Source organism: Mycobacterium spongiae (genome assembly GCF_018278905.1).
GTDB classification, from domain to species: Bacteria; Actinomycetota; Actinomycetes; order Mycobacteriales; family Mycobacteriaceae; genus Mycobacterium; species Mycobacterium spongiae.
The window spans coordinates 2,248,365-2,261,081 of record NZ_CP046600.1 but is presented as its reverse complement, the minus strand read 5'-3'; the positions used below and the strand labels follow the sequence as shown (position 1 = coordinate 2,261,081).

The window sequence follows — 12,717 nt, the reverse complement described above, 5'->3', positions numbered from 1 at the left end:
TGCAGAGCGAAGCGATGAGGAGGAGAGGCGCCAATGATCGTCGACCTGCCAGACACCACCACGACGGCGGTTAACAAGAAGCTCGACGAGCTGCGGGAAAAAATCGGCGCCATCGCAATGGGGCGAGTGCTGACGCTCCTCATCGCTCCAGACAGCGACGCCATGCTCGAGGAGTCCATCGAAGCCGCCAACGACGCCAGCCACGAACATCCCAGCCGAATCATCGTCACGATGAGGGGCGATCCCTACGCCGACCAACCGCGATTGGATGCGCAACTGCGCGTCGGCGGCGACGCCCATGCGGGCGAGATTGTTGTCTTACGACTGTCGGGTCCGCTCTCCGGCCATGCCGACAGCGTGGTCGTCCCATTCCTTCTCCCCGACATCCCGGTGGTAGCCTGGTGGCCCGATGTCGCGCCGGCAGCACCGGCCCAGGATCCGTTGGGCAGGCTGGCAATTCGACGTATCACCGATGCCACCAACGCCATCGATCCACTGTCTGCGATCAAGAGCCGGCGGGCCGGCTACAGTGCGGGAGACACCGACCTGGCTTGGAGCCGCATCACCTATTGGCGCGCGCTACTCACCTCAGCTGTCGACCAGGCGCCGCACGAGCCGATCGAATCTGCCCTCGTCTCCGGGCTGAAGACTGAGCCCGCGCTCGATATCCTGGCGGGCTGGCTGGCCAGCACGATCGATGGGCCGGTGCGCCGAGCGGTGGGCGACCTCAGAGTGGAGCTGGTGCGCAAAAGCGAGAGCATTACGCTCAGTCGGCCCCAGGAAGGAGTGACCGCGACCCTGAGTCGAACCGCAAAGCCGGACGTCCTGGTTCTGTTGGCGCGCAGGGTAACTGGTGAATGCCTCGCCGAGGACCTGCGCAGGCTGGATCCCGACGAGATCTACCTGAGCGCCCTCGAAGGCCTCAAGCAGGTGCAATACGTGTGAGCAGAAACATCGAGATCTTCCCGGACAGCGCCATCCTGGTCGGGGCCGCAGGTAAGCGCTTGGTGGGCGCCATCGCCAGCGCGGTGGCGGCCAGGGGGCGGGCGATGATCGTGTTGACCGGTGGCGGTAACGGGATAGCGCTGCTCCGGTACCTGGCGAACCAGAGCGCACAGGTCGACTGGTCCCGGGTGCATCTGTTCTGGGGCGACGATCGCTACGTACCCGAAGATGACGGCGAGCGCAACGCCAAGCAAGCGCGGGCGGCGTTGCTTGATCACGTCGATATTCCCGCAAGCCAAGTCCACCCCATGGCCGCGAGCGACAGCGAGTACGGCACCGACCTGGACGCGGCCGCCCTGGCTTACGAGCAAGTCCTCGCCGCCAACGCCGCATCCGGTGATCCAGCACCGGATTTTGACGTTCATCTGTTGGGGATGGGTCCCGAGGGCCACATCAACTCCCTGTTCCCCCACACTGCGGCGGTGCGGGAAGCCACCCGCACTGTGGTCGGGGTCGCAGACTCGCCGAAACCGCCGCCGCAGCGAATCACCTTAACACTGAACGCAATCCAACGTTCCCGCGAGGTGTGGCTGATGGTGTCCGGAGCAGCGAAGGCGGAAGCGGTGGCCGCCGCGATCGGCGGCGCCGACCCGGTGGACGTGCCGGCGGCCGGAGCTGTTGGGCGCGAGAACACGGTCTGGCTGCTCGACCGCGACGCCGCGGCGAGGCTTCCCGGCTGACAGCGCCGGGGTCATAATGACCCTCATGGCAGACAGAAGCGGCCGGCCCGCGCCCACGCGAACGCGAATGAAGACCCTCACCCAGGCTGCGCTCAACGCCGACAAGACCGTCGAGCAGGTCGAAGGCGTCCTCGGCGGGTTGGGCGATTCCCTGGTAGAGCTCAACCGGTCGCTCTCGGCCCTCAACGCGACGGTGGAACGTATGGAAAGCGGCCTCGATCATCTTGACGGCACCCTGTCCAGCCTGGACGATCTCGCGAAACGGCTCATCGTACTGCTCCAGCCGGTGGAGGCCATCGTCGATCGGATGGACTACATCGTCAGTTTGAGCGAGACCATGATGTCGCCATTCTCAGCCACCGAGCACGCAGTACGTGGCGTGCTGGACAGGCTACGGAACCGGACGGCGTATTGACCGCGCACCGCGCGCAAATTCGGCGGGCTGTGTAGTTGAGCATTTTGGCCACTAAGGCCAACCCCAGGCGTAATGTCAGCAGAATTCGAGGGGTGACTCGTGTGGGGGCATAATGTCATACGTAATCGCAGCACCAGAACTGCTAGCCGCAGCTGCAACCAATGTGGAGAACATTCGAACGGCGTTAGACGCGGCCAATGCGTCGGCCTTAGTCCCGACGACGGAGGTGCTAGCAGCCGGTGCCGATGAAGTCTCGCAGGCGCTAGCGTCAGTATTCGCGGGGCACGCCCGCGCCTATCAGGTTCTCAGTGCCCAGGCGGCACAGTTCCATGAGCAATTCTCGCTGGCCATGAGTGCCAGCGGGGACAGGTATGCAGCCGCTGAGGCCGCCAACGTTGCGCTACAAGACATCGAGCAGAACCTGCTCGCAGTGGTCAACGCGCCCACCCGAGCGCTGTTGAACCGTCCGCTGATCGGCAATGGCGCCGACGGGGCGCCTGGAACCGGGCAGGCCGGCGGGCCTGGCGGGTTGTTGTATGGGAACGGCGGCAACGGCGGATCCGGCGCGGCCGGCCAGGTCGGCGGCAACGGGGGCAACGCTGGGCTGATCGGCAACGGCGGCAACGGTGGTGCCGCCGGGGCCGGCATTTCCGTGTTCGCCCCGGCGGGCGGTCTCGGCGGCAGTGGCGGAGTGTTGTTCGGCTCAGGCGGCGCCGGTGGCAATGGTGGGGCGGCCGCGGTAGACGGATTCGGCGGGGCTGGCGGCGCGGGCGGCGCCGCCGGGCTCTGGGGGGCAGGCGGAAACGGCGGCAATGGCGGCGTCGGGGGCGGGGACATGCTCTTCGGGGGTGCCGGCGGCCACGGTGGAAGTGGCGGGTTGCTGGTCGGTAACGGCGGTACCGGCGGCCTGGGCGGCAACGGCGCGCCCGGTGCCTTGCATTCCTATGCCGGTAACGGCGGTAACGGCGGTTCGGCGGGGCTCATCGGCTTGGGCGGGTTCGGCGGCAACGGCGGGACGACCGAGAATATCCAAGCAGATACCTTTGTGAGAGCCGGAAATGGCGGTGTGGGCGGCAATGGCGGGTTGCTGTTCGGTACCGGCGGTTTCGGCGGCACCGGGGGTGCTGCCGGCGACGGGCTCGTCGCCCTCGCGGAAGGCTTGGGTGGAGCTGGCGGTGACGGCGGGCACGGCGGGCTGTTCGCTGGTGGCGACGGCGGCAGCGGTTTGGGCGGTGCCGGCGGGGACGGCTATACGTTCGGCGGCAACGGCGGGAACGCCGGGAACGGCGCACTCATCAACGGGTTCGGCCGCAACGGCGGGATGGGCGGCACTGGCACCGGCGGCTTCAATGTCGGAACCCAGGTCGGCAGCACCGGCGGGGACGGCGGTCGAGGCGGCGCAGCAGGGCTGTTTGGCAGTGGCGGCCCCGGCGGTGCGGGTGGCGCCGCTCAGGAGACTGGTGGAGCTGGCGGTAGCGGTGGGTCTGCTTTGTTGTGGGGCGCCGGCGGCGTCGGCGGCAACGGTGGTGCAGCTGCGAATGGCGTCGTGAGTGCGGTCGGCGGAGCTGGCGGCACCGGCGGCAACGGCGGGTACTTCATAGGGTCCGGCGGACAAGGCGGGATGGGCGGCTCGGCCACGGTTGGTCCCTCCCAGATCGGCGGTGCCGGCGGTGCCGGCGGTGGCTCTGGGCTGATCGGCAGCGGGGGTAATGGGGGGACCGGCGGGGCCAGCAACCTCAATACTGGTGGGATGGGCGGCAACGGAGGCAACGCGGTTCTCATCGGCAACGGCGGCAATGGCGGCGACGGCGGCACTGGTGAGGGTCCCGGCGGATCTGGCGGCGCCGGCGGGCGGCTGTTCGGCGCTAGCGGCGCCAACGGCGCCACCGGCCCACCCAGCTAATATCCAACCGCCATCTTCGGACTATCTGAGCCCTTACCCACTATTGCGCAGGGCGCTGGCCAGGCCGTTCATGGTCAGCAGAATGCCGCGCTGGACCAATTCGTCGTCCTCGCCCGAGCGATAGCGGCGGAGCAGCTCGACCTGAAGGTGGTTCAGCGGCTCCAGGTAGGGGAAGCGGTTGAACACCGAACGGGCCAGCGCCGGGTTATCGGCAAGCAGGTCGTCTTGACCGGTGATCTTCTTGTACATGGCAATCGTCCGGTGGTGTTCGTCGGCGATCTTGTCAAACACCCTCCGCCGCAAGGCTTCGTCGGCCACCAGCTCCGAGTAGCGGGCCGCCAGGCCGAGATCGCTTTTGGCCATGACCTGGGCCATGTTGGACAGCACGCTGCGGAAGAACGGCCACCGCTCATACAGGTCGTGCAACACGCCCAGCCGCTCGGCCTCGGATTCGGGACCCGCGGCGATCCACTGCTCGAACGCCGATCCGGTGCCGTACCAACCCGGCAGCATCACCCGCGACTGACTCCACGCCAGCACCCACGGAATGGCCCGCAGGTCCGCGATGGACGCGGTGGGCTTGCGCGAGGTCGGGCGACTGCCGATGTTCAGCGAACCAATTTCGCTGACCGGCGTGGAGGCCTTGAAGTACTCGACGAAACCCGCTGTCTCGTGGACCAATTCGGCATAGGCACGCTGCGCCAAGGCGGCCACCTCGTCGAGCACCGCGTAGGCCGGCGCCGCCGTGTCTCCCAGGCCCTCCACATCCAGTAGCGTCGATTCCAGGGTGGCCGCCAGCAGGCTCTCCAGATTGCGGCGCGCCAGCTGCGGTTCGGCGTACTTGGCGGCGATCACCTCACCCTGTTCGGTGAGACGCAGCGAGCCGCGCACCGCTCCCGGCGGCTGCGCCAGGATCGCCTGATAGCTGGGACCGCCGCCACGGCCCACGGTGCCGCCCCGGCCGTGAAAGAGGCGCAACCGGATTCCGTTCTTGCGGGCCGTCTCCACCAGGGCAAGCTCGGCGCGGTAGACCGCCCAGTTCGCGGCCAGGTATCCGCCGTCCTTGTTGGAGTCGGAATAGCCCAGCATCACCTCCTGGCATCCACCCCGGGCCGCCACCACCTGCCGATAGAGCGGAAGATCCAGCATTGCTTGCACGATCGTCGCCCCGTTGTGCAGGTCCTCGATCGTCTCGAACAACGGCGAGATGCCGACCGGGCAATACGGTTCCGGTCCTGCGGCGTCCAGCAGGCCGACCTCTTTCAGCAGGATCGCTGCCTCGAGTACGTCGGACACAGACCTGCACATCGAAATGATGTAGTTGGGCACGGCGGCGGGGCCATAGGTGGCAACCGAGTACGCGGCGGCGGCCAGCACATCGAGCTCGCTGCGCGCCAGGTCGGAAAGCCCGGCGTGCTGGCCGACCAGCGGCCGGCGAGTGCTGAGTTCGGTGCTGAGCAGCGTGACGCGCTGGTCTTCCGGCAACGAGCCATAGTCCGGGTGCACACCCGCCCACGCCAGCAACTCGCTGACCACCTCTTCGTGAACGTCGGAATTCTGTCGCATATCGAGTCCGGAGAGATGAAACCCGAAGACGTGCACGGCTTCGCGGAGCCGGCCCAGCCGGTCATCTGCTATCAGCCCAGCGCCGTGAGTACGCAGCGAGGCGTCGATGGTGTCAAGGTCGGCCTGCAATTCAGCCGTCGTGGAATAGGCGGGCAGGCCCAGGTCCAGCGCGTGCTGCGGTCGCGAGTCCAGGATGTTGGCCGCGGTTGCGGTGAGTCGTCCGCGGACGACGAGCAACGCCCGCCGGTACGGCTCGTCGTGGCGCGCACCCTCAGGACAGGCGTCGGCAAGCACGGCCAAACGACGTGTCACCGTGATCAATCGCGCCGACATCGACAACTCCTGCGCGAGAGACGTGAGCTCTGCCAGATAGTGTGCCAACGCGGTGAAGGCGGCGCTACCGGTGGCCAGCCGAACGACCGTGGCGGTCACATTGGGGTTTCCATCGCGGTCACCGCCGATCCAAGAACCGGGTCGCAGAATGGGTTCGGAGGGCAGTTCGGCATCCGGCCACCGAGCCCGCAACGTTTCCCGCACCTCGGCGTTCACGTGCGGGATCACCTCGAACAGCGCAGCCGGATAGTAGCGCAGACCGACCTCGATCTCGTCGGATATCGGCAACCGAGACAACCGGATCAGGGCGGTCTGCCACAGACGCAGGACCTGGCGGCGCAATTCAGTTTCGATGTCGCGGCCGTCGTCGGTTTCGGCGTGCCCCTCCGCATGCAGCCGCATCAGTTGGGTTATCCGATGCTGGGCCTCGAAAACGGTGCGGCGTCGCGTTTCCGTCGGATGCGCTGTGATGACTGGCGACACCAGCGCACCGAAGAGAGCTTCGCTGATCGTTGCCGAATCCAGTTGGGCTGCATCGAGTTTAATGTAGGTGGCAGCCAGACTGCTGCTCTGCGGTGGTTCGCCCGCAGCGACGTGGATGCCGCGGCGCCGCTCCCGGTGGATGTCTTCGGCCACGTTGGCCAGCAACGCGAAATGGCTGAAAGCGCGAATGACCGGGATGGCCTGGTGAATGTCGATGTGCGAGAACATGCGCGCCATCTCCGAACGATCGATCTCCGATCGCCGCACTCGGAAGGCTTCCACCCGCGCCCGCTCGACAAGGTCGAACACTTCGGCGCCGTTCTGCTCCCGGACGGTGTCGCCGAGGATTGCACCGAGCAGTCTGATATCGGCACGCATCGGCTCGGTCGCCTCGCGGCCCAACCGGGTCCGGTGGACGTCGCCTATCGGTGCCAGCGCAGAATCGGAAGCCTCAACCATGCGTCTCAGTATCGCTGCGGATCGCTTCGCGCGCCCGTCGTGGCCGCCCATCCCGATCGCGATCTGGGAGTTGCGAGAGGTTGGCGGCGATCGCGCGGGCGCTGCCGCGGATCGGACTAGCTGCTCGTCGTTGCGTTGCGCTCGGCCGCGCGTAGTCCGTTGCCCCGGCCGGCGCGCTCATACATCCCCTGGCACGCCCAGTTCTGCTGCGTCCAATACAGCCGATGCAGCACCGGAAGACGCGGAATCCAGAATCGATCCAACGCGCTCACCGATCCTTCGCTTCGGACTCGCCCCACCGGCACGTCGCCGACGACCACACCGGGTCCTTCGTCGGTGTTTCGCTGCGCTACGACCCGACCCCGTCCGTCCACGATCTGGGTGGCCCCAACGAACGCGGTGCGATAGGGCAGCCTGGCGTTCCACCGCGGAGCGAGGTAGAAATCGCCGGCTAGCGGCCCGCAATGGCTGGCCTGAATCACGGGAACTCCCAAGTGCCGCGCGAACTCGGCCGGCGCTTGCTCGCTGAGCCTTCGATTGATGCGCGCCAGCGACCCCAGCAGGTAGGCAACACCCGGCCAGTTGCTCGGCAGGCCCCACCAGTGCGTACCGGTGATGACGAGCTGGACGCGACCGGCCATCCTGGACAGCGTCTGCGTGCGGATGAGCTCCCAGCAGACTGCGGCACCGATTCCGCCGAGCTCCGTCTCGAAGACGCCGTCATCATTGCCCCTGGTGTAGAAGCAGTTCTCCCACATCGTCGGAAGATCTTTGTCGTGGGTGTGCAGCTGTCCCGATGGGGTGGCCAGAAAGTACCGGTTGAACAAATCGTTGCCGTCTGCGACGAGCAGCGACCCGCCAATGTAGCGGCGATGTTCGGTCGCGATCTCGCGGAGAAAATCGGTCGCCGGATTGTGGTCTGCCGGCAGTGCGACCCGAAACGCGTCATCCGAGGGGGCGAGGGCGCCCGTGAAGAACTCCGGGAGCGCGATGACGTCCGCTCCCCGTGACACTGCTTCGCCGGTCAAGTTCCGAACATGCGCAAGGTTCTCGGCGAGCCGTCCACTCGTTGTTGCCAGCGCAATCGCAGCTACTTTGACCGTCTCCGACATGGCCCACCTCGCTGTGACCCTCGGGAACCAGGCGAAATCCGTTAATCAACAACCAGATTCGACGCAAGACCCTGCAATAACAAACTACTAGTATGATACCTACTGCTAGTATGTATCGCCAGTAATGCCCCCGCGTGCGACATGACGGCTAGCCACCACGTGTCCGGGAAAGGGCCATGCAGATGGACTCGTCCGATGGATTCGTGGCGGGTTTCGCCGCCTACTGGGACAGTCCGTCTCCGGGCCGACTGAGCGACCACCTTCATGACGACGTACTCCTGGTACAGCCCCTATCACCGCCGATGCGTGGTCTCGCGGCGGCCCAGCAGGAATTCACGAAGATTCTGGGCTGGCTGCCAGACCTGCGTGGCGAAGTCGACCGCTACAGCCGAGAAGGCGACGTGGTCTTCATCGAGTTCCGGCTCATCGCCCGGTTCGGGAACGAGGTGATCCAGTGGCCAGTTGTCGATCGGTTTCTTCTCCGCGGCGACAAGGCCGTGGAACGGGTGAGCTATTTCGATTCGTTTCCGCTGTTGATCAAGGTCCTCAAGCATCCCTCGACCTGGCTGGGCTGGCTGCGATCGGGGGCCGCGCGGCCGTGGCGCCCGAAACCGCCGCCGACCGGCACACCCGGCTGAGCGTGCGGTCGGGCATGGCAGCCGCAGCGAACCGCGAGCGAAGCCGGCGGTCGGACCACACGGATGCGACGCGTCGAGCCCTGGTCGAGGCGGGCCGACACCTGTTCTCACGACGCGGCTACGGTGCCGTCTCCATCGAAGACATCGTCACGCGTGCCCGTGTCACCCGGGGCGCCTTGTACTACCACTTCGACAGCAAGAAAGATCTGTTCCGGGCCGTACTCGAGGTGGTCGAAGCTGACCTCGTCGCCGACGTTCAAGCGGCCATGGACCAGGTCACCGCTGCCTGGGATCTGCTGATTGTCGGCTTTGGCGCGTTCCTTGACGCGGCCACCAAGCCAGCTGCGGTGCAGATCATCGCGATCGACGGCCCGGCAGTGCTCGGCTGGGGCGAATGGCGCCACATCGACCTGCGCTACGGACTCGGGTTAGTGGTCGCGGCGCTGGAGCGTGGGATGGACGCCGGAGTGATTCGGCGCGTGCCATTGGTACCACTGTCACAATTGCTGCTGGCCGCGCTGACCGAGTCCGCCCTACAGATCGCTGGTGCGACGGACAAGAACCGGACCAGAGTGGAGGTCGAAGGCGCGTTCATCGCGCTACTGGAAGGCTTACGGACCACTAGGCCGTGACCGCCACGCCCAGCGTCTGGGCTTCGCCAGCGCTTAGGTAGGCTACCGGCCATGGAGTTGGCCCTGCAGATCACTCTGGTGATCACCAGCGTGCTGGTGGTGTTGCTGGTGCTGCTGCACCGCGCAAAGGGTGGCGGCCTATCGACGCTATTCGGCGGCGGCGTTCAGTCCAGCCTGTCCGGATCGACGGTCGTCGAGAAGAACCTGGACCGGCTGACGCTGTTCGTCACCGGTATCTGGCTGGTGTCCATCGTCGGTGTGGCTTTGCTGATCAAGTACAGCTGAAGTTGATCAAATACAGCTGACGCCTACGGCAGCGGTCCCCCGGCGGCGATCGCCGCGAGTGTCGCGAACTGTTCTCCGTCCAGCGACGCCCCGCCGACCAGGCCACCATCGATGTCATCCCGGGCAACAAGATCGCCGACGTTCTTGGCGTTCACTGATCCCCCGTAGAGAACCCGCACGGTCTCGGCAATCCCCAACGAGGCGAGCGCGCCCAGTTCTTTTCGGATCGCGGCGCACACTTCCTGGGCGTCGCCAGCGCTGGCCACCCGCCCAGTCCCGATAGCCCAGACGGGCTCGTAGGCAATGACGACCTTGCCGATCTGCTCGGCGGATAAACCGGCGAGCGAGCCACGGAGGTGCTCGACGTTGTGGGCGACATGATTGCCCGCCTCACGGACGTCGAGGTGCTCGCCGATGCAGATGATGGGCGTCAGCTCATGCTTGAGTGCGGCGGCGGCCTTAGCGGCCACCAGCGCGTCATCCTCGTGGTGGTAGGTACGCCGCTCGGAGTGCCCGACAACCACGTAGCTGCATCCCAGCTTGGCCAGAAAGACGCCGCTGGTGTCGCCGGTGTAGGCGCCGGAGTCGTGTTGCGACAAATCCTGCGCCCCGTAGGTCAATCGCAGCTTGTCGCCATCGACCAGGGTTTGGACGCTGCGCAGGTCGGTAAACGGTGGGAGGACAGTGACGTCAACTTTGTCGTAGTACTTGTCGGGCAGCGAGAAGGCGATCCGTTGCACCAGAGCGATCGCCTCGTAGTGATTGAGGTTCATCTTCCAGTTGCCAGCGATCAATGGCTTGCGGGTCACGACTGTCCTCCCGTCGGCTGGTCCCGACTGAGAACCTCAATGCCGGGTAGCGTCTTGCCCTCAAGGTATTCCAGCGACGCGCCGCCGCCGGTCGATATGTGCGAGAACGCGCCCTCCGGGATGCCGAGCGCGCGCACGGCGGCGGCGGAGTCGCCGCCGCCCACCACGCTGAACGCGCCTTTGCCGGTGGCGGAAACGATCGCCTCGGCCACACCCCGCGTGCCCGCCGCGTAGGCCGGGAACTCGAACACGCCCATCGGGCCGTTCCAGAAAACCGTCGTGGCGTTGGACAGCAGCGCGGTGAACCGCTTGACCGATCGCGGCCCGATGTCCAGCCCCATCAGGTCGTCGGGGATCGCATCGACGGCGACCGTCTGCGGCGAAGAATCCGCGGCTAACTTTTCTGTCACCACCATGTCCACTGGCAGGCGCAGCACGTCGTGATAGGTGTCCAGCAACCTGCGGCAGGTGTCGATCATGTCCTGCTCCAGCAGCGACGTGCCGACCGAAAAGCCTTGCGCCGCGAGAAATGTGAAGCACATTCCGCCGCCGATGACGATGCTGTCGGCCTTTGTCGCCAGCGACTCGATGACGCCGAGCTTGTCGGACACTTTCGACCCGCCCAGGACCACGGCGTAGGGCCGCTGGGTCGAGCTGGTCAACTGCTGCAGTACCCGCATCTCCTCGGCCACCAGCGTGCCGGCGTAGTGCGGCAACAACGCCGCGACGTCGTACACCGAGGCCTGTTTGCGGTGCACCACGCCGAAGCCGTCGGAAACGAAAGCACCACCCGGCCAGACTAATTCGGCAAGCTGCTTGGCCAGGGCTAGGCGCTGGCTGTCGTCCTTGCTAGTTTCGCGCGGATCGAAGCGGATGTTCTCCAGCATCAGGATGTCGCCGGCGGTCAGGCCCTCAGCGCGGGCCAGCGCATCAGCGCCGATCGGAGAACTGTCGTGGTCCCTGGCCAGCTGCACGTGCCGGCCCAGCTGCTCGCCGAGCGCCGCGGCGACCGGCGCCAGCGACAGCCTCGGGTCGGGACCGCCTTTGGGTCGACCCAGATGCGCGGCGACCACCACCTTGGCGCCGGCGTCGATCAACGCCCGCAGCGTCGGTACCGATGCCGAAATGCGACCACGATCGGTAATCTCGCCATCGTCAAGGGGAACGTTCAGATCGGAGCGCACCAACACGCCGCGACCCGACACACCTTCCGCTAAAAGCTGTTTGAGGTTGTGTATGGACACGGTTAGAGCGACTTGCCAACCAGCGCGACCAGATCAATCAATCGGTTGGAGTAGCCCCACTCGTTGTCGTACCAGGACACGACCTTGGCCTGGTCGTCGATCACTTTCGTCAGGCCGGAATCGAAGATCGAGCTGTGTGGGTCGGTGACGATGTCGCTGGAAACGATCGGCGCATCGTAATACTTGAGGATCCCCTTGAGCCTGCCCTCGGCGGCGGCCTTGAAAGCCGCGTTGATCTCTTCGGCGCTTCCAGGTTTGGCCAGTTCGGCGGTCAGGTCGGTGGCCGAGCCGGTGGGGATGGGCACGCGCAATGCGTACCCGTCGAGCTTGCCCTTCAACTCGGGCATCACCAGGCCGATCGCTTTGGCCGCGCCGGTGGACGTCGGCACGATATTCAACGCGGCGGCGCGGGCTCGGCGTAGGTCCTTGTGCGGCCCGTCCTGCAGGTTCTGATCCTGGGTGTAAGCGTGGATCGTGGTCATCAGGCCCTTGACGATGCCGAACTCGTCGTGCAGCACTTTCGCCAGTGGGGCAAGGCAGTTCGTCGTACACGAGGCGTTCGAGATAATGTTCTGGCTGCCGTCGTACTTGTCATCGTTGACTCCCAAGACGATGGTGATGTCCGGGTCGGTGGCGGGCGCAGAGATGAGGACTTTCTTGGCACCGGCATCCAGGTGGCCTTTGGCCTTGGCCGCATTGGTGAACAGACCCGTGGATTCGACGACGACGTCGACCCCCAGGTCACCCCAGGGCATCGCGGCTGGGCCCTCCCGAACTTCGAGCGCCTTGATTTTCGCCGGGCCCACCACGATGGTGTCCTCGCCTTCGAGGCTGACATCGTGGGGCAAGCGGCCCAGGATCGAGTCGAATTTGAGCAGGTGCGCCAGCGTGCTGTTGTCGGTGATGTCGTTGACGGCGACTACCGCGATGTCGGCCGTACCTTGCTCTTGTTGGGCCAGCATGGCCCGGTAGAAGTTGCGTCCGATTCGACCAAAACCGTTGATGCCCACTCGGACCGTCACGTGTGTCTCCCTTGTCATCCAGTTCCGGCTGAAGAACCCCTCGCCGTCAGCCTAGATCAGGCGACCGAACTGTGCCGGGCCGGTCAGTGGTCTGGGTCATTCCCAGCCGACGAACAATCAGGTGGTCGAAC

The 12,717-nt window shown here is 65.8% G+C and carries 12 protein-coding genes; 7 read left to right on the top strand and 5 right to left on the bottom strand.

Annotated elements, in window-relative coordinates; genetic code table 11:
* Positions 1-33: 33 nt before the first annotated feature.
* From opcA to F6B93_RS09310, 4 genes are all read left to right on the top strand, one after another.
* The gene (gene opcA / locus F6B93_RS09325; protein ID WP_211698844.1) at positions 34-945 is read left to right on the top strand and encodes a glucose-6-phosphate dehydrogenase assembly protein OpcA; all 912 of its coding nucleotides are present in this window, start codon (positions 34-36) and stop codon (positions 943-945) included.
* A complete protein-coding gene (gene pgl / locus F6B93_RS09320) occupies positions 942-1,685 on the top strand; it encodes a 6-phosphogluconolactonase (protein WP_211698843.1) in 744 nt (247 codons plus the stop codon). The genes opcA and pgl overlap by 4 nt, the downstream gene beginning before the upstream one ends.
* A gap of 16 nt (positions 1,686-1,701) precedes the next feature.
* Positions 1,702-2,100: an ATPase gene (locus F6B93_RS09315; RefSeq protein ID WP_211698842.1), complete on the top strand. Its 399-nt coding sequence runs from the start codon at positions 1,702-1,704 to the stop codon at positions 2,098-2,100.
* A 112-nt stretch (positions 2,101-2,212) separates the two neighbouring features.
* Positions 2,213-4,003 (top strand): PE family protein, encoded by a 1,791-nt coding sequence (locus F6B93_RS09310; RefSeq protein WP_211698841.1) that lies wholly within the window; start codon positions 2,213-2,215, stop codon positions 4,001-4,003.
* Positions 4,004-4,036: 33 nt separating this feature from the next.
* Here F6B93_RS09310 and ppc read toward each other — a convergent pair whose 3' ends face one another.
* Positions 4,037-6,844, bottom strand: a complete 2,808-nt coding sequence (ppc, locus tag F6B93_RS09305) for a phosphoenolpyruvate carboxylase (protein WP_211698840.1) — start codon at positions 6,842-6,844, stop codon at positions 4,037-4,039.
* A 116-nt stretch (positions 6,845-6,960) separates the two neighbouring features.
* Positions 6,961-7,956 carry a carbon-nitrogen hydrolase family protein gene (locus F6B93_RS09300; protein WP_211698839.1) on the bottom strand — a complete coding sequence of 332 codons (996 nt, stop codon included), beginning with the start codon at positions 7,954-7,956 and terminating at the stop codon, positions 6,961-6,963.
* A gap of 176 nt (positions 7,957-8,132) precedes the next feature.
* On the opposite strand from F6B93_RS09300, the gene F6B93_RS09295 reads away from it, so the two are divergent.
* From F6B93_RS09295 to secG, 3 genes are read left to right on the top strand one after another with little or no spacing between them, the layout of a single operon-like run.
* Positions 8,133-8,594: a nuclear transport factor 2 family protein gene (locus F6B93_RS09295; protein ID WP_211698838.1), complete on the top strand. Its 462-nt coding sequence runs from the start codon at positions 8,133-8,135 to the stop codon at positions 8,592-8,594.
* 14 nt (positions 8,595-8,608) lie between these two features.
* Positions 8,609-9,226, top strand: coding sequence for a TetR/AcrR family transcriptional regulator (locus F6B93_RS09290; protein WP_211698837.1), 618 nt, complete (start codon positions 8,609-8,611; stop codon positions 9,224-9,226).
* 51 nt (positions 9,227-9,277) lie between these two features.
* On the top strand, positions 9,278-9,511 hold the full coding sequence (gene secG / locus F6B93_RS09285) for a preprotein translocase subunit SecG (protein WP_211698836.1): 234 nt from the start codon (positions 9,278-9,280) through the stop codon (positions 9,509-9,511).
* 23 nt (positions 9,512-9,534) lie between these two features.
* On the opposite strand, the gene tpiA is transcribed toward secG, so the two are convergent.
* The 3 genes from tpiA to gap are packed head-to-tail and all read right to left on the bottom strand — an operon-like array spanning position 9,535 to position 12,586.
* Entirely contained in the window at positions 9,535-10,320 is a 786-nt protein-coding gene (tpiA, locus tag F6B93_RS09280; RefSeq protein ID WP_211698835.1) for a triose-phosphate isomerase, read from the bottom strand.
* A complete protein-coding gene (locus F6B93_RS09275) occupies positions 10,317-11,564 on the bottom strand; it encodes a phosphoglycerate kinase (protein WP_211698834.1) in 1,248 nt (415 codons plus the stop codon). The genes tpiA and F6B93_RS09275 overlap by 4 nt, the downstream gene beginning before the upstream one ends.
* A gap of 2 nt (positions 11,565-11,566) precedes the next feature.
* The gene (gene gap / locus F6B93_RS09270) at positions 11,567-12,586 is read right to left on the bottom strand and encodes a type I glyceraldehyde-3-phosphate dehydrogenase (RefSeq protein WP_211698833.1); all 1,020 of its coding nucleotides are present in this window, start codon (positions 12,584-12,586) and stop codon (positions 11,567-11,569) included.
* Positions 12,587-12,717 lie beyond the last annotated feature (131 nt).

Bases quoted from the DNA above. Each gene is read 5' to 3' on its own strand.
- opcA (WP_211698844.1), top strand. From the start codon at position 34: ATGATCGTCGACCTGCCAGACACCACCACGACGGCGGTTAACAAGAAG.
- F6B93_RS09315 (WP_211698842.1), top strand. From the start codon at position 1,702: ATGACCCTCATGGCAGACAGAAGCGGCCGGCCCGCGCCCACGCGAACG.
- F6B93_RS09310 (WP_211698841.1), top strand. From the start codon at position 2,213: ATGTCATACGTAATCGCAGCACCAGAACTGCTAGCCGCAGCTGCAACC.
- ppc (WP_211698840.1), bottom strand. From the start codon at position 6,844: ATGGTTGAGGCTTCCGATTCTGCGCTGGCACCGATAGGCGACGTCCAC.
- F6B93_RS09300 (WP_211698839.1), bottom strand. From the start codon at position 7,956: ATGTCGGAGACGGTCAAAGTAGCTGCGATTGCGCTGGCAACAACGAGT.
- F6B93_RS09295 (WP_211698838.1), top strand. From the start codon at position 8,133: ATGCAGATGGACTCGTCCGATGGATTCGTGGCGGGTTTCGCCGCCTAC.
- F6B93_RS09290 (WP_211698837.1), top strand. From the start codon at position 8,609: ATGGCAGCCGCAGCGAACCGCGAGCGAAGCCGGCGGTCGGACCACACG.
- secG (WP_211698836.1), top strand. From the start codon at position 9,278: ATGGAGTTGGCCCTGCAGATCACTCTGGTGATCACCAGCGTGCTGGTG.